We start from the raw sequence: 15,459 nt of genomic DNA on the forward strand, positions 1-15,459 counted from the left end.
TGCTGTGAGACTCCATCGTGTGCCGGCGCTCACGCGCAGCCGTCGCGATGCATGACGCGCGGTGCCTCGACCCGCGCGATGGTCGTCCCGTCGTCGGATGCCCGGAACTCGACCGAGTTCCGGGAATCCTCCACCGTGCCGTCGGAGTAGGTCCTCGGGAGGACGACGACCTCGCCATACCGTTCTTCGCACAGTCCGTTCGTGATCGCGTCGGGCGATGCCGCGAAGTCGGCCCATGGTTCGCCGGCCACATGGCCGGAATTCGTTTCGAGCCGGACATCGCCGGATGCCGCCGCAGTGAAGGCGACCCTGAACTCCGGATACCAAGGGCCCTGCTCCGCCTCGGGTATCGCGTCGTCATACCGCGGCTCTCTGAGCTCGAAGCCGGCCCACCGGCGAACCGTGCTCGGAGGTTCCTGACTCGAGCCCGCATCCTCCTCGATCGTCGGAGATGCGCCGAACACCGTCGTCAGCATCGCAACCGCTGCGGCCGGGTCCGAGAGAAAGTCGAGCGACTGCACGACGGACCCGTTTGCGTCCTGCAGTTCGATGGCCCGCGGGCGCGCGACGACCGAGGTCACGGCGTCGAGCGGTTCCGGTACAGGCGTCGGACCGGGCGTCTCCTTCGCAATCGTTGACGGCGAAGATGGCGCTGGAGCCGCCGAGCACCCCGCCAGCAGCGTCGCCGCGAGCACGAGTGCACCGACAGCTGCGATCGCGCCGCGTGGCGCCGTGAAATGGTTCATGGTCCTCCGTTCCGATGGTCGGACCAGTATCCGGCACAGTGGCACCACGGAACGTCAGGGACCGCACTGAGGCGGTCGCCGGCTCCGGAGCGCGGCGGAACTGGAATTCGGAACGGCACGCAACCTGCGATCAGCCCGTGATGAGCGGCGGCTCGGTGGCGGCGACGACCTCGTCGACGCTCACCCCCGGGGCGCACTCGACGAGGCGCAGACCCTCGGGCGTCACGTCGATGACGGCGAGGTCGGTGATGATGCGGTGCACGACCGCGCGACCGGTGAGCGGCAGCGAGCATTCGTTCACGATCTTCGCCGAGCCGTCTTTCGCGACGTGCTCCATGAGCACGACCACCTTGCGGGCGCCGTGCACGAGGTCCATCGCGCCGCCCGGGCCCTTGACCATCTTGCCGGGGATCATCCAGTTGGCGAGGTCGCCCGTCGCGGAGACCTGCATGGCGCCGAGGATGGCGGCGTCGATCTTGCCGCCGCGGATCATGCCGAAGCTCGTCGCCGAGTCGAAGTACGCGGCACCGGGCAGCACCGTCACCGTCTCCTTGCCGGCGTTGATGAGGTCGGGGTCGACCGCATCGTCGGTCGGGTACGGCCCGACGCCGAGGATGCCGTTCTCGGACTGCAGCAGGATCGTGACCCCGTCGGGCACGTAATTCGGCACAAGCGTCGGCAGCCCGATGCCGAGGTTGACGTACGAGCCGTCGGCGAGTTCCCGGGCGGCTCTCGCGGCCATCTCGAAGCGGGTCAGTGCCATCTCAGTTCCCCTCCCGCACGGTGCGGCGTTCGATGCGCTTCTCGATGTCGGAACCGACGACCACGACGCGGTCGACGTAGATGCCGGGCAGGTGCACGGTGTCGGGGTCGAGGTCGCCGGCCTCGACGATCTCCTCGACCTGCGCGATGCAGACCCGGCCGGCCATCGCCGCGAGGGGCGAGAAGTTGCGCGCCGACTTGTCGAAGACGAGGTTGCCGTAGCGGTCGCCCTTCAGCGCGTGCACGAGGGAGAAGTCGGTCGTGATGGCCTCTTCGAGCACGAAGTCGCGGGGCACGCCGGCCACGTCGAAGGTCTGCACTGGTTTCGCGGGGCTCGCGACCGCGATCGATCCGTCGCCGTTGTAGCGCCGGGGCAGCCCGCCCTCGGCGACCTGCGTGCCGACGCCGGTCTGCGTGAAGAACGCGGCGATGCCGCTGCCGCCGGCCCGCAGCTTCTCGGCGAGCGTGCCCTGCGGGGTGAGCTCGAGCTCGAGCTCGCCCGAGAGGTACTGCCGCTCGAACTCCTTGTTCTCGCCGACGTACGACGAGGTCATCTTGGCGATGCGCTGCTTCGCGAGCAGGACGCCGAGGCCCCAGTCGTCGACGCCGCAGTTGTTCGAGACGACGGAGAGCCCATCGACGCCTGCGTCGAGCAGGGCTTGGATGAGCACCATCGGGATGCCGCAGAGGCCGAATCCGCCCACGGCGAGACTGGCCCCGCTCGGGATGTCGGAGACCGCCTCTTGAGCGGACCCGACGACCTTGTCGAGTGTCATGTTCCGCGACCTCCATGTCGATGAGCTGCGAACCGACGGATCCGTCGGTGAATACTCACTAACTGAATCGTAGAATGGTTCCACCGCGCAAGAGCCGCGCTCTGACGAAGGAGTCCTGAACATGTCCCTACCCGACGTCGTCATCATCGCGGGGGCGCGCACGCCGTTCGCCCGCATCAACGGCAACCTCGCGGGCCAGACGGCCGTCGAGCTCGGCACCGTCGCCATCCGCGGCGCGCTCGAGAAGGCCGGGGTCTCCCCCGACGACGTCGACGCCGTGATCATGGGCCAGGTGCTCCAGGCCGGCGCCGGCCAGAACCCCGCGAAGCAGTCGGCGGTCGCCGCCGGCATCCCGTGGCGCGTTCCCGCCACCACCGTCAACAAGGTCTGCCTGTCCGGCCTCGTCGCGATCACGGATGCCGCGAGGCTCATCCGCCTCGGCGAGGCATCCGTCGTCGTGGCCGGCGGCCAGGAATCCATGACGAACGCCCCGCACCTGCTGCCCGGCTCCCGTCGCGGCCAGGCCTACGGCTCGTGGGAGATGCTCGACCACGCCGCCCACGACGGACTCACCGACGCCTTCGACCGCGAGTCGATGGGCGCCTCGACCGAGCGCTTCAACGGACGCTACGAGATCACGCGAGCGGCACAGGACGAGATCGCCGCGGCATCCCACGTTCGCGCCGGTGCCGCACAGGCCGACGGCCTCTTCGCCGACGAGATCGTGCCGGTCGAGATTCCCCAGCGCAAGGGCGACCCGATGATCGTCGCCGAAGACCAGGGCGTTCGCCCCGACTCCACCGTCGAGGTGCTCGCGAAGCTGCGCCCCGCGTTCAACGCCGCGGGCACGATCACGGCGGGCAACTCCTCGCCGCTCTCCGACGGCGCGGCGGCCGTCGTCGTCGCGAGCCGCGAGTGGGCCGAGTCCCGCGGGCTCCCCTGGCTCGCGCTCGTCGGGGCGGCCGGTCAGGTCGCGGGCCCCGACAACTCGCTGCACGCGCAGCCCGCCAACGCGATCGCGGCTGCACTCGAGAAGTCCGGTGGCAGCGCAGACGAGCTCGACCTCGTCGAGATCAACGAGGCGTTCGCCGCGGTCTCGCTCGAGTCCGCCCGCGAGCTCGGCCTCTCGGCGGAGGTCGTCAACGTGCACGGCGGCGCCATCGCCCTCGGCCACCCCATCGGCGCGTCCGGCGCGAGGCTCGCCCTGCACGCCGCGCTCGAACTCTCCCGTCGCGGCGAGGGCCGCGCGGCCGTCGCGCTCTGCGGCGGCGGCGGTCAGGGCGAGGCGCTGCTGCTCTCGCGCTGACCGAGCGGCACCCGCGGCGCCTGTGACAGCATGATGCGACGGGCGCCGCCGGTGCGCCCCGAGAGGGCCTCACGATGAGCGATCAGCAGACGCAGGATGCAGGCACCGCGGCGTCCGCCCGGCCGCCGCTCGACCACCGCCTGCGACGGATGGTCGGCCGCGACCCCAAGGAGGCCCATCGCGCCTCCACGCCGCTCGAGCTGCTCTTCGACCTCACGTTCGTCGTCGCGTTCAGCCAGGCCGGGGCGCAGACCGCGCACCTGCTCGAGCTCGGCCACTGGATGCCGGCGATCGTCGGCTTCCTGTTCGCCGTCTTCGCGATCTGGTGGGCGTGGATCAACTACTCGTGGCTCGCGTCGGCGTATGACAACGACGACATCTTCTTCCGTGTGGCGACCATGGTGGAGATGCTCGGCGTGCTGGTCCTGGCGCTGGGCCTGCCCGATCTCTTCCACTCGCTCGACGAGGGCGAGCACGTCGACAACGGGGTGGTCGTCGCCGGCTACGTCGTCATGCGCGTCGCCACGATCGCACTCTGGCTGCGCGCTGCGAAGCACGACGGCGCCCGCCGCCGCACCGCGCTCACCTACGTCGTCTTCGTGTCGATCGCCCAGCTCGGCTGGATCGCCGTCATCTTCATCAACCTGCCTCTCGTGCCGACACTCGCGATCACGGCGGTGCTGATCGTGCTCGAACTCGTGGGGCCCTACGTCGCAGAGCACGGTCCCGGGGGCGGCACTCCCTGGCACGCCCACCACATCGCCGAGCGCTACGGCCTGCTCGTCATCATCACGCTCGGTGAGATCATCCTCGGCACGATCCTCGCGATCTCGGCCGTGATCGACGAGCAGGACTGGTCGGTCGAGGCCGCCGCCGTGGCCTTCGGCGGCACGGCGCTCGCGTTCGGGCTCTGGTGGGTGTACTTCACGATGCCGTCGGGCAAGGTGCTGCAGCGCTTCCGGGAACGCGGGTTCGTGTGGGGCTACCTCCACTACTTCATCTTCATCGCCCTCGCCGGCGCAGGGGCGGGCCTGCACGTGGCGGCCTACGAGATCGAAGGCGTCGCCCACATCGGCCTCGTGCCGGCGCTGCTCACCGTTGTCGTCCCCGTGGGCGTCTTCATGGTCGCGCTGTTCACCATCTACTCGCTGCTGCTGCGGCAGTTCGACCCGTTCCACATCTGGCTGTTCATCGGCAGCCTGCTGGTGCTCGTCGCCGCGGTCGCCGCCGTGGCCGCCGGAGCGACCTTCGGTGTGGGCATCCTCATCACGGCGGCGTCGCCGTTCGTCGTCGTGGTCGGCTACGAGACGGTCGGCCACCGTCACCAGTCGGCCGCGCTGCGTCGGGCCCTCGGGCACTGACCGGGCTGCACGGCAGGCGATCAACCGGGCGCGCCGCATGCGGGCATGCGACGAGGGGCGGATGCCGCGGCATCCGCCCCTCGCGTGGTGATCCAGCGCTAGGCGTTCGGGCGATTCGCGCGCAGCACCTCGAGGCGGGCACGGTACTCGGTCTCGTCGATGTCGCCCTTGGCGAAGCGCTCGGAGAGCGTCGACTCGGCACTGCCCGCGCGCATCCATGGCGGACCATAGGAGCCGTCGGGCCCGCCGTGCGCCCAGTAGCGACGACGGCTCCGCGTGACCAGGAAGATGATCAGGCCGATGACGAGGAACCAGAAGACGGGGATGAGGAAGAAGACCCATCCGAACCCGGCCGCCCAGGGGCCGGCGTGAGTGACCACCGCGGTGGTGGCGAGGGTGGCGAACATGTTGTGTCCCTTGATCGTGCGGCCTGCGGTCCAGGCCGTCGATCCGAGTCTCACGAGACTCTCGCCTCGGCGAATCCGCCCGCCGGAGACACTTCGACTGCTCCCCCGGGAGCAGTGCCGGCCGTCGCGGCTACTGCCAGCCCGGAGCGACGAGCCCCGACTCGTACGCCACGACCACGAGGTGCACGCGATCGCGCGCCGCGAGCTTCGACATGATGCGCGAGACATGCGTCTTCGCCGTCAGCGGGCTCAGCACCAGCCGCTCGGCGATCTCATCGTTCGTGAGACCGAGGCCCACGAGGCGCAGCACCTCGCGTTCGCGGTCGGTGAGGGCCGCGAGCAGGCTCTCGTCCGGTGCATCGCGGAGCCCGATCGACATGCGCTCGAGGAGCCGCTTCGTCACGCCGGGCGAGAGCAGGGCCTCACCCTCGGCGACGACGCGCACCGCGCGGATGAGGTCGACGGGTTCGGTGTCCTTCACGAGGAATCCGCTCGCCCCCGCCCGCACCGCCCGGGCGACGTACTCGTCGAGTTCGAAGGTCGTGACGATGACGACGCGCACCCCTGCGAGCTGTGGATCGGCGGCGATCTGCTCGGTCGCCCAGAGTCCGTCGCCGTCGGGCATGCGGATGTCCATCAGCACGACGTCGACGGGTTCCCGCCGCACGAGCTCGAGCAGCTCGGTGCCGCTCGACGCCTCCCCCACGACCTCGACGTCGTCCTCGGCCGCGAGCAGGGCACGGAAGCCGGCGCGCACGAGCACCTGGTCGTCGGCGAGCGCGACGCGGATCATGCCACGCCTCCCCACGGCAGTCGCGCGGTGATGCGAGTGCCGCCGAGCGGCGAGGCAGCGAGCTCGACCGATCCGCCCAGGAGCGCCGCGCGTTCGCGCATGCCGAGGATGCCGCTGCCTTCGCCGTGGTCGGCGACGTCCGCGCCGGCGCCGGCCGGGCCGACTCCGTCGTCGTCGACCGTGAGCACGAACTCGTCGCCCGACCGCTCGACGGTCACGACGGCCTCGGTCGCCCCGGCATGGCGCACCACGTTCGTGAGCGCCTCCTGCGCGATGCGGTAGCCGGCGAACTGCACGGCACGCCTCGGCGGCTCGGCGAGCCGGTCGACGAGTCGCGCCTCGAGACCGGGCGAGCGGATGCCTCGGATGAGCCGCGGCAGCTCGGCGAGCTCGGCCTGCGGCACGAGCGGCGCCTCGCCGTCGCGGATGACGCCGAGCACGGTGCGCACCTCGTCGAGCGCCGACTTCGAGGTCTCCTTGATGCTGCCGAGCGCCGTGCGGGCCTGCTCCGGGTCACGGTCCATGAGATGCAGGCCGACGCTCGCCTGCACGTTGATCTGCGAGAGGGCGTGCCCGATGACGTCGTGCAGCTCGCGGGCGATGCGCACGCGTTCGCGCTCCTCGGCGCTCTGACGGCGCCGCATCGCCTCGGCGCGGAAGGCAGAGGCACGCGCGCGCCGCACGCGCACGAACCAACCAATGCCGAAGCACACGGCGAGCGCGAGCGTCGTGAACGCGATGCGGAAGGGATGCCACGACAACCCGAGCATCGACCCGAGCACGATCGCCGCGACCCAGGCCGCGACGACCGACGAGACCGCCCAGACGACGGCGCCGCGCGCGACGGCCAGCACGATCGCGAACGCCACGGCGATGTACGGCGGCCCGAGATCGGGCGTCAGCACGAGATCGGCGAGCGCGGCGGCGGCGACCACGGCGACCGTCGGCCCCGGGTAACGCCCGGCACCGAGGAGCGCGAGCGCTCCCGCCGCGGCGAGGGCCACCTGGGCGATGCCCGCGGCCCACCCGACGTGCGTCCACACCGCGATGCCGATCGCGGCGGGAACCTGCACGATGAGGCTGATGACGACGGGCGCGAACAGCACGACGCGCGGCGGCGGCCGGAATCGTTCGGGGCGACCGTCCCACTGGGGCACGGGCATTCCCAGATCGTATCGCCGGGGCCGCCCGCCCGGATCCGCCCCGCGGTGACTCACTCGCTACTCCGAGCGGAGTACGAGAGCGAGCGTGCCGCGGCGCGGGTGTTCAGCGGTCCGGTCAGAGGAGCTGCACCGGCTTGACGATGTCGGCGTAGATGAGGAGGGCGCTCATCGCACCGAAGATGACGACGACCGCGAGGGTCACGGGCATGAGCTTCGCAAGGTCGACGGGCCCCGGGTCGGGGCGCCGGAAGAGCTTGGCGAACCCGCGTCGGATACCCTCCCAGAGCGCTCCGGCGATGTGACCGCCGTCGAGCGGCAGCAGCGGGATGAGGTTGAAGACGAAGAGCGCGATGTTCAGCGAGCCGAGGATGCCGATCATGGTCGCGGCCTTCGAGGCGATCGGGATCTCGTCGATCGTCGCGATCTCGCCCGCCAGGCGACCGACCCCGACGACCGACATCGGCCCGTTGGGGTCGCGCTCCTCCGGCCCGAAGGCGGCGTTGGCGACGTCGATGATGCGCTGCGGCAGGTTCAGGATGATACCGGCGACGCCGGCCACGTTCTCGCCGACCGCGGGCAGCACGGCGGTCGCCGGCTGCTGCACGATCTCGGTCGCGGGGCCGATGCCGACGAACCCGGCGGCTTCGGTCATCTCGGTGCCCGAGGCATCCGTCACGACCCGGCCCTTGTCGTCGAACACGTACCGCTCGCTGAGCATCGGGGTGACCTCGAGCTCGACGGTCTCGCCGTCGCGTTCGACGACGAACGCGACCGGCTCGTCGGGGTGGGCGCGGATGATCGCGGTCGACTCGTTCCACGACTCGATGGGCTCGCCGTCGACCGAGACGATGCGGTCGCCGGGTTCGATTCCGGCGGCGGCACCGGGGGCGGCAGGGTCGCCGGCCTCGCACGTCTGCCGTTCGCTCGTGGCGGGCAGTGCGCACGCCGAGACCGAGCCGACGGTCGTCGACGCCTGCGCGACGCCGAAGCCCATGAGCAGGATGCCGAAGAGCAGGATCGCGAGCAGGAGGTTCATGAACGGCCCGCCGAACATGACGATGATGCGCTTCCATACCGGCAGCAGGTAGAAGGCGCGGTGCTCGTCGCCGGCCGTGATCGACTCGGTACTCGAGTCGCGGGCGTCCTGCACGAGTCCGCGGAAGAAGCCCGTGCTGTCGGCGTGCACCTGCTCGCCCTTCGCGGGCGGGAACATGCCGATCATCGAGATGTAGCCGCCGAGCGGGATGGCCTTCACGCCGTACTCGGTCTCGCCCTTCCGGCGCGACCAGATGGTCGGGCCGAAGCCGATCATGTACTGGGTGACCTTGACGCCGAAGATCTTGGCCGGCACCAGGTGCCCGATCTCGTGCAGGCCGATCGACACGGCGAGGCCGATCACGATGATGACGACGCCGATGATGAAGGCGAGCACGGAATCCACGGCTGCAAGCGTAGTGCTGTCGGCTTTGAGTGCGCTGGCGGTCGGCTGTGAGCTCGGCGGGCGGCGCTTCAGCCCGAGATGCGGGCGATGCGGGCCTCGGCCGCGCGCCGGGCGCTGCGCTCGGCCTCGGCGAGCGACGCGACCGAGAGCACGGCATCGGATGCCTCGTGATGCTCGACGACGTCGCGCACGATGTCGACGATGTCGAGGAACCCGATGCGGCCGGCGTGGAACGCGGTGACCGCCTCCTCGTTGGCCGCGTTGAACACGGCGGGATACTCGCCGCCGGCGCGTCCGACCTGCTTGGCGAGCGCGACCGCGGGGAACGCCGCGCCGTCGAGCGGCTCGAACGTCCATTCCTGCGCACGCGTCCAGTCGAGCGGTGCGCCGACGGCCGCCACCCGATTCGGCCAGTCGAGGCCGAGGGAGATCGGCAGGCGCATGTCGGGCGGCGACGCCTGCGCGATCGTGGAGCCGTCGACGAACTCGACCATCGAGTGGACGATCGACTGGGGATGCACGACGACGTCGATGCGGTCGTACTCGACGTCGAAGAGCAGGTGCGCCTCGATCACCTCGAGTCCCTTGTTCACGAGCGTCGCCGAGTTGGTCGTCACGACGAGGCCCATGTCCCAGGTCGGGTGCGCGAGCGCCTCGGCCGGCGTGACCGCGGTGAGCTCGTCGCGCCGGCGACCGCGGAAGGGGCCACCCGAGGCGGTCAGCACGAGTCGGCGCACCTCGTCGTCGGTGCCCGAGCGCAACGCCTGCGCGATCGCCGAGTGCTCGGAGTCGACGGGCACGATCTGGCCGGGCTTCGCGAGGCGGGTCACGAGATCTCCGCCCACGATGAGCGACTCCTTGTTGGCGAGGGCGAGGGTCGTGCCGCGCTCGAGGGTGGCGAGGGTCGGCCCGAGGCCGACGGAGCCGGTGATGCCGTTCAGCACGACATCGGCGTCGACGTCGCGCACGAGCTGCTCTGCCTCTTCGATGCCGACCGCCGTGTGCTCGACCGAGAACTCCGCGGCCTGCGCGTCGAGGACTGCGCGGTTAGACCCGACGGCCAGGCCGACGACGTCGAATCGCCGAGGGTTCGCCCTGATGACGTCGAGGGCCTGGGTGCCGATCGAACCGGATGAGCCGAGGATGATGACGGAGCGCACATCCCCACTGTATCCGGAGCGCCGGACGCCGATCCGGGGCGCAGAGCGCGTCAGGAGAGCACGGCCACGGTCGCCGCCCGGTTCCCGGGTACGGCGACGTCGTGGAAGCGGATGCCGCGCCATCCGGAACCGAACTCCGGCGGGCTCACCTCGATGCGGCCGACGCCGCCGTCATCGCTCGGCAGGGTGAGCGCCAGCCGCGACGGCTCGATGAACTCGGTGTGGCCGACGGCACGAAGCAGCGCGGACTTCCGCGCCCAGAGCGTCGCGCGGGCGATCGCACGCGCGGCCGGGTCGAAGCGGTCGAGGGCGGCCCGCTCGCTGGCATGGAACGCCGCCTCGTCGATGACGGCGCCCGACTCGAGCGCGGCGGATTCGATGCCGACACCGACCGGATGCCTCGTGGCTGCGGCGCCGACGACCGCGTCGCCGAAGACGGCGACATCGGCGAACCACGTCGCCCCCGACGGAGTGAGCGGATAGGCGACGGACGGCCGCCCGTGCCGCGCCCCGCACTCGGCGCAGGCGTGCACGAGCTCGACGTCGTCGGCGGGAACGCCCGTCGCATTGGCGACCAGCCCGCGCAGCACCGTGTCGGCTGCCGGCCCGCGACGGCCCCTCGTGACCACCACGACGCGCACGCCGGAGGCTTCGAGCTCGATGAGCTCACCCTCCGCCGCGACATCCATGCACCCATCCTCTCGCACGGGCGCCGCGGCATCCGCTGCGATTCGTCCGACGCGCGGGGAATCGGATATGCCGCGGCGTGCATGTCGCCGGCCGTAGGGTCGAACGGTGACAGAGATCGAAGGCGACGCCGTGCCGGCTCCAGTGCGGCAGGGCCCGCTTTACCGCATCGTCCGCGGTTTCCTCCGCCCACTTGTGCGGCTCGTCTACCGGCCGAAGATCACCGGAGCCGAGCACGTGCCGATGCGGGGTCCGGTCATCCTCGCCTCGAACCACCTCTCGTTCGTCGACAGCATCGTGATCCCGCTCGCCTCGCCGCGCCCCGTGCAGTTCCTCGCCAAGTCGACGTACTTCACCGGCACGGGCTTCTCGGGTTGGGTCTCGCGCACCTTCTTCGGCGCGATCGGCGCCGTCGCGGTCGAGCGCGGCGCCGGCTCGCAGGCGCAGGAGGCCCTCGACGCGGGCCGACGCATCCTCGACGCCGGCAACGCCTTCGCCCTCTACCCCGAGGGCACCCGCTCGCTCGACGGCCGGCTCTACCGGGGCCGCACGGGCGTGGCGTGGCTCGCGCTCACGACGGGCGCCAAGGTCGTCCCGGTCGGCCTCATCGGCACCGAGGCGATCCAGCCCGTCGGGGCGAAGCTGCCCCGCGTGCGCCCCGTCACCGTCCGCTTCGGCGAGCCCCTCGACCTGAGCCGTCACGGCCAGCCGACCTCCGGACGCGCCCGCCGCGCTGCGACCGACGAGATCATGGCCGCGATCCACGCGCTCAGCGAGCAGGAACTCGCGGGCGTCTACAACGAGACCCCGCCGCAGGGCGCCCTCGCCAAGCTCGCCGACCGGGTCGTGCCGCGCGAGCGGATCTGACCGGATTCCCAGCCGTTCCCGGCCTCGCCCCGGTATCGTCAGTCCGATGCGCCCCGCCTCGATCATCAGCCGCGTCGCCGCGACCGTGGCCGTCGTGCTCGCCCTCGCGGCGTGCGCCGGACCGATCGACGTGCAGAAGGCCGCTGCGGGCGGCACCGACGCGACCGCGGTCGTCGACCGCCCGATTCCGCCCGCCACGGAGTTCGACCCGGGCTATATCGTGAGCGACGACTCGTTCTACGACAGCGGCGCGATGAGCGAAGACGAGGTCCAGGCGTTCTTCGAGGGGCTCGACTGCCGCCCCGAAGACCGGGTGCCGTGCCTCGCCGACTTCATGCAGAGCACCACGACGCAAGCCGCGGCAGGGCCCGGCCACTGCGCGGAGTACCGCGGCGGCATCCGCGAACGGGCGAGTCGCATCGTCTCGAAGGTCGCTGCGGCGTGCGGCATCAGCCCGAAGACCCTGCTCGTGCTGCTGCAGAAGGAGCAGTCGCTGCTCACCCGGCCGAGCGAGTCGGGCTACCTCCGCGCCACGGGGTACGGCTGCCCCGACACGGCCGACTGCGATGCGAAGTACTTCGGGTTCTTCAATCAGGTCTACAACGCGGCCTGGCAGTTCCGCCAGTACACCGAGCAGCCCGACCGCGCCTACCGCGTCGGAGCGGTCGACGTGGGGTTCCATCCGGATGCCGCGTGCGGCGCGTCGACCGTCGCCATCGCCAACCAGGCCACGGCGAACCTGTACAACTACACGCCCTACCAGCCGAACCCGGCCGCCGTGGCGGACCCTGAGATCGGCGACGGCTGCTCCGCGTTCGGCAACCTCAACTTCTGGCGGCTCTGGCACCGCTGGTTCGGCGACCCGCAGGCCGAGCGCTACCCCGGGTTCCTGCCGCCGTGCAGCCGGCTCGTCGGCGGCCACGCCTGCCCGATCCCCGAGGCGACGCTGCCCGCCGTTCCGCCGGTGCGGCTCAGCGCCGACTGATTCAGCGCCCGCTGACGGTCACGACCGGTTCGTGCCGCACCGGGAAGGCGACGGACGCCGCGATGAAGCACTTCGCGGAGGCCTCGGCGTGGAGCTCGGCGGCGAGCTCGAGCATCGAGGCATCCGCGACCTCGATCCGCGGCCGCAGCACGACCTCGACGAATGCGCCGCCGCCCGTGCCATCCTCGCGCATGTGCCCGGTGGGCGCGTCCGTGTAGCTCCGCACGACGACGCCGTGGTTCGTCGCCACGTGCAGGTAGGAGAGCATGTGGCATTCGCCGAGCGCGGCGAGCAGCAGCTCCTCGGGATTCCACCGCTCGCGGTCGCCGTGGAAGGTGCGGTCGCTCGAACCGGCGATGTCGTGCAGCTTGCCGGTCGCGCGCACGACGTGCTGGCGGCCGTAGTCGCGGTATCCGGAGGTGCCCGTGCCGCGATCGCCCTGCCACTCGACCTCGATCTCGTAGTAGTGTTCGCCGAGCATGGTTCCTCCGATCGTGCACGCGAGCCGCGCCATCCGATTCTGCCCGATGCCGGTCTCGGGGCCTCGATAAGGTGGAGGAACCATGACTGATACCCGCATCGACGCCCAGACAGCCGCCGCCCCGGTCTACACCGTGCCGCAGGAGCGCAAGATCGTGACCGCCATCCCCGGTCCGAAGTCGCAGGAGCTGCAGGCCCGACGATCGAAGGTCGTCTCCTCCGGCGTGTCCTCGGCGCTGCCCGTCTACATCGAGCGCGCGAACGGCGCGATCCTCGTCGACGTCGACGGCAACCAGTTCATCGACTTCGGCGCCGGCATCGGCGTGACGACGATCGGCCACACCGAGCAGCGCGTCGTCGCGGCCGCGGCCGACCAGCTGCAGGACGTCATCCACACGCTCTTCACGATCACCCCCTACGAGGAGTACGTCCGCGTCGCCGAGCTCCTCGCCGAGCACACTCCCGGCAACTGGGAGAAGAAGAGCGTGCTCGTCAACTCGGGCGCCGAGGCCGTCGAGAACGGCGTCAAGATCGCGCGCAAGCACACCGGCCGCCGTGCCGTCGCCGTGCTCGACCACGCCTACCACGGCCGCACGAACCTCACGATGGCGATGAACTACAAGGCGATGCCCTACGCGACCGGCTTCGGCCCGCTCGCGGGCGACGTCTACCACGCCCCGAGCTCCTACCCCTACCGCGACGGACTGTCGGGCGCGGATGCCGCGGCACGCACGATCGGCTACCTCGAGAAGGTCATCGGGGCGAGCGACCTCGCCTGCCTCGTCGTCGAGCCCATCCAGGGCGAAGGCGGGTTCATGGTTCCCGCCGACGGGTTCCTGCCCACTCTGCAGACCTGGTGCACCGAGAACGGTGTCGTGATGATCGCCGACGAGATCCAGTCGGGAATGGCCCGCACCGGCCGCTACTACGCGAGCGAGCACTTCGGCTGGGAGCCCGACCTCGTGCTCTCGGCGAAGGGCATCGCGGGCGGCCTGCCTCTCGCCGCGGTCACCGGCCGTGCCGAGATCATGGACGCGTCGCAGCCCGGCGGGCTCGGCGGCACCTTCGGCGGCAACCCCGTTGCGTGCGCCGCAGCGATCGCCGTCTTCGAATCGATCGACGAGCACGACCTCCTCGCCGAGGCCGAGCGCATCGAGGCGACCTTCCGCGCCGGCCTCGAGCGGCTCGCGGCACGCTACGACATCATCGGCGAGATCCGCGGCAAGGGCGCGATGATCGCGATCGAGCTCGTGCAGCCGGGCACCGGGCAGTCCACGAAGGCTCCGAACGCCGAAGCCGTCACCGCGATCGTCGCCTTCGCCGCACAGCACGGCGTGCTCTTCCTCAGCGCCGGCACCTACGGCAACGTGCTGCGGTTCCTGCCGAGCCTGGCGGTGAGCGACGCGCTCATCGAAGACGGTCTCCGCGTGCTCGACGACGCCTTCGCCTCCCTCGGATAGAACAGGTGGCCGGCACATTCTCAGTCACTGATTCCGTCGAACTCGCCGTGGTCGAACGTAGTGGTTTCATCGAGTCCCGGCACGCGGGTTCCGCCGTCGTGCTCTCCCCCGAAGGCGAGGTGATGCGCGCCCTCGGCGACGTCGTCACCCCGATCTTCCCCCGGTCCTGCCTGAAGCCGTTCCAGGCCGTCGCCGTCATGACCTCGGGCGTCACGCTCCGGGGCGAAGACGCCGCCATCGCCACCGCGAGCCACTCGGGCACCGCCGCGCACGTCGCCCTCGTGCGCCGCCTGCTCGAACGTGAGTCCCTGCCCGAATCGGCGCTCGGCTGCCCGCCGGCCGCGCCGTCCGACCAGGTGGCGCGCGAGCAGCTCATCCGCTCCGGCGGACCGCGCGAGCGCGTCTACATGAACTGCTCGGGCAAGCACTCGGCGATGCTCCTCGCCTGCGTCGCCAACGAGTGGCCGCTCGAGAGCTACCTCGAGCTCGACCACCCGCTGCAGAAGCGCGTGCTCGACGTCATCGAGCGCTTCACGGGCGAGCGACCTGCGGCGACGGCGATCGACGGGTGCGGTGCGCCCGTGCACGCGATCAGCCTCGGCGGACTCGGCCGTGGCATCCAGAAGATCACGACCGCCGCGGCGGGCTCGCCGTTCGCGCTGTATCGCGAGGCCGCGGCCCTCACCGAGTCGGTGCGCGAGCACGCCTGGGCCGTGGGCGGCCCCGGCCAGCCCGACACCGTCGCCGTCGAGCGCCTCGGCGTCTTCGCGAAGATCGGCGCCGAGGGCGTCATGGTCATGACGGCGCCCGACGGCACCACCGTCGCGCTCAAGGTGCTCGACGGATCGGCCCGCGCCTCGACGATCATCGCGCTGCGGCTGCTCGCGCAGTCGGGTGCGATCGACCACGAGGCCATCGACGCCGTGCAGACCGAGCTCGATCTCTGGGTCATGGGCGGCGAGCAGCGCGTCGGCACGATCAGGGCCACCGTCTGAATCGACCCGCACCCGGTTCCCGGATCGGTGCCGGGCAGCGAAGCGGATGCCGCAGCGGGATCACTCCCCC

Annotated in this window: 16 protein-coding genes; 6 read left to right on the plus strand and 10 right to left on the minus strand. The window is 71.0% G+C overall.

All coding sequences use genetic code 11. From position 1 onward, the window contains the following. Positions 1–29 precede the first annotated feature (29 nt). The 3 genes from ASD23_RS16560 to ASD23_RS16570 all read right to left on the minus strand — a co-directional run bounded on the left by ASD23_RS16560 (position 30) and on the right by ASD23_RS16570 (position 2,284). Positions 30–746 (minus strand): hypothetical protein, encoded by a 717-nt coding sequence (locus tag ASD23_RS16560; RefSeq protein WP_056013956.1) that lies wholly within the window; start codon positions 744–746, stop codon positions 30–32. Positions 747–876: 130 nt separating this feature from the next. Beyond that, complete coding sequence (locus ASD23_RS16565) at positions 877–1,509, minus strand: CoA transferase subunit B (RefSeq protein WP_200941748.1); 633 nt, start codon at positions 1,507–1,509, stop codon at positions 877–879. Between the two features lies 1 nt (position 1,510). Beyond that, positions 1,511–2,284, minus strand: a complete 774-nt coding sequence (locus tag ASD23_RS16570; RefSeq protein WP_056013958.1) for a CoA transferase subunit A — start codon at positions 2,282–2,284, stop codon at positions 1,511–1,513. 121 nt (positions 2,285–2,405) lie between these two features. Between ASD23_RS16570 and ASD23_RS16575 the strand changes: the two genes are divergently transcribed. Next, on the plus strand, positions 2,406–3,590 hold the full coding sequence (locus ASD23_RS16575; protein ID WP_056013961.1) for an acetyl-CoA C-acetyltransferase: 1,185 nt from the start codon (positions 2,406–2,408) through the stop codon (positions 3,588–3,590). Positions 3,591–3,664: 74 nt separating this feature from the next. Continuing rightward, a complete protein-coding gene (locus ASD23_RS16580; protein WP_056013964.1) occupies positions 3,665–4,951 on the plus strand; it encodes a low temperature requirement protein A in 1,287 nt (428 codons plus the stop codon). 98 nt (positions 4,952–5,049) lie between these two features. Here ASD23_RS16580 and ASD23_RS16585 read toward each other — a convergent pair whose 3' ends face one another. The 6 genes from ASD23_RS16585 to ASD23_RS16610 form a co-directional block, all read right to left on the minus strand. Further along, positions 5,050–5,412 (minus strand): SHOCT domain-containing protein, encoded by a 363-nt coding sequence (locus tag ASD23_RS16585; protein ID WP_235507792.1) that lies wholly within the window; start codon positions 5,410–5,412, stop codon positions 5,050–5,052. A gap of 76 nt (positions 5,413–5,488) precedes the next feature. After that, positions 5,489–6,151 carry a response regulator transcription factor gene (locus ASD23_RS16590; RefSeq protein WP_056013967.1) on the minus strand — a complete coding sequence of 221 codons (663 nt, stop codon included), beginning with the start codon at positions 6,149–6,151 and terminating at the stop codon, positions 5,489–5,491. Then, positions 6,148–7,314: a sensor histidine kinase gene (locus tag ASD23_RS16595; protein ID WP_056013969.1), complete on the minus strand. Its 1,167-nt coding sequence runs from the start codon at positions 7,312–7,314 to the stop codon at positions 6,148–6,150. The genes ASD23_RS16590 and ASD23_RS16595 overlap by 4 nt, the downstream gene beginning before the upstream one ends. 115 nt (positions 7,315–7,429) lie before the next feature. Continuing rightward, positions 7,430–8,755, minus strand: a complete 1,326-nt coding sequence (locus tag ASD23_RS16600) for a M50 family metallopeptidase (protein WP_115962364.1) — start codon at positions 8,753–8,755, stop codon at positions 7,430–7,432. A 68-nt stretch (positions 8,756–8,823) separates the two neighbouring features. Further along, positions 8,824–9,915, minus strand: coding sequence for a 1-deoxy-D-xylulose-5-phosphate reductoisomerase (dxr, locus tag ASD23_RS16605; protein ID WP_056013975.1), 1,092 nt, complete (start codon positions 9,913–9,915; stop codon positions 8,824–8,826). A 50-nt stretch (positions 9,916–9,965) separates the two neighbouring features. Beyond that, entirely contained in the window at positions 9,966–10,604 is a 639-nt protein-coding gene (locus tag ASD23_RS16610; protein ID WP_056013978.1) for a 4'-phosphopantetheinyl transferase family protein, read from the minus strand. A gap of 106 nt (positions 10,605–10,710) precedes the next feature. Between ASD23_RS16610 and ASD23_RS16615 the strand changes: the two genes are divergently transcribed. Together ASD23_RS16615 and ASD23_RS16620 are read left to right on the plus strand one after the other, a co-directional pair. Then, the gene (locus tag ASD23_RS16615) at positions 10,711–11,469 is read left to right on the plus strand and encodes a lysophospholipid acyltransferase family protein (protein WP_056013981.1); all 759 of its coding nucleotides are present in this window, start codon (positions 10,711–10,713) and stop codon (positions 11,467–11,469) included. A gap of 46 nt (positions 11,470–11,515) precedes the next feature. After that, entirely contained in the window at positions 11,516–12,454 is a 939-nt protein-coding gene (locus ASD23_RS16620) for a hypothetical protein (RefSeq protein ID WP_056013984.1), read from the plus strand. 1 nt (position 12,455) lies between these two features. Here ASD23_RS16620 and ASD23_RS16625 read toward each other — a convergent pair whose 3' ends face one another. Then, positions 12,456–12,935, minus strand: a complete 480-nt coding sequence (locus ASD23_RS16625; RefSeq protein ID WP_056014941.1) for an OsmC family protein — start codon at positions 12,933–12,935, stop codon at positions 12,456–12,458. 82 nt (positions 12,936–13,017) lie between these two features. Between ASD23_RS16625 and gabT the strand changes: the two genes are divergently transcribed. Together gabT and ASD23_RS16635 are read left to right on the plus strand one after the other, a co-directional pair. Continuing rightward, a complete protein-coding gene (gabT, locus tag ASD23_RS16630) occupies positions 13,018–14,394 on the plus strand; it encodes a 4-aminobutyrate--2-oxoglutarate transaminase (protein ID WP_056013987.1) in 1,377 nt (458 codons plus the stop codon). 5 nt (positions 14,395–14,399) lie between these two features. Continuing rightward, complete coding sequence (locus tag ASD23_RS16635; protein ID WP_115962350.1) at positions 14,400–15,389, plus strand: asparaginase; 990 nt, start codon at positions 14,400–14,402, stop codon at positions 15,387–15,389. Positions 15,390–15,459: the final 70 nt, after the last annotated feature.

Source organism: Agromyces sp. Root1464 (genome assembly GCF_001427265.1).
In the GTDB taxonomy this organism is placed as follows: domain Bacteria; phylum Actinomycetota; class Actinomycetes; order Actinomycetales; family Microbacteriaceae; genus Agromyces; species Agromyces fucosus.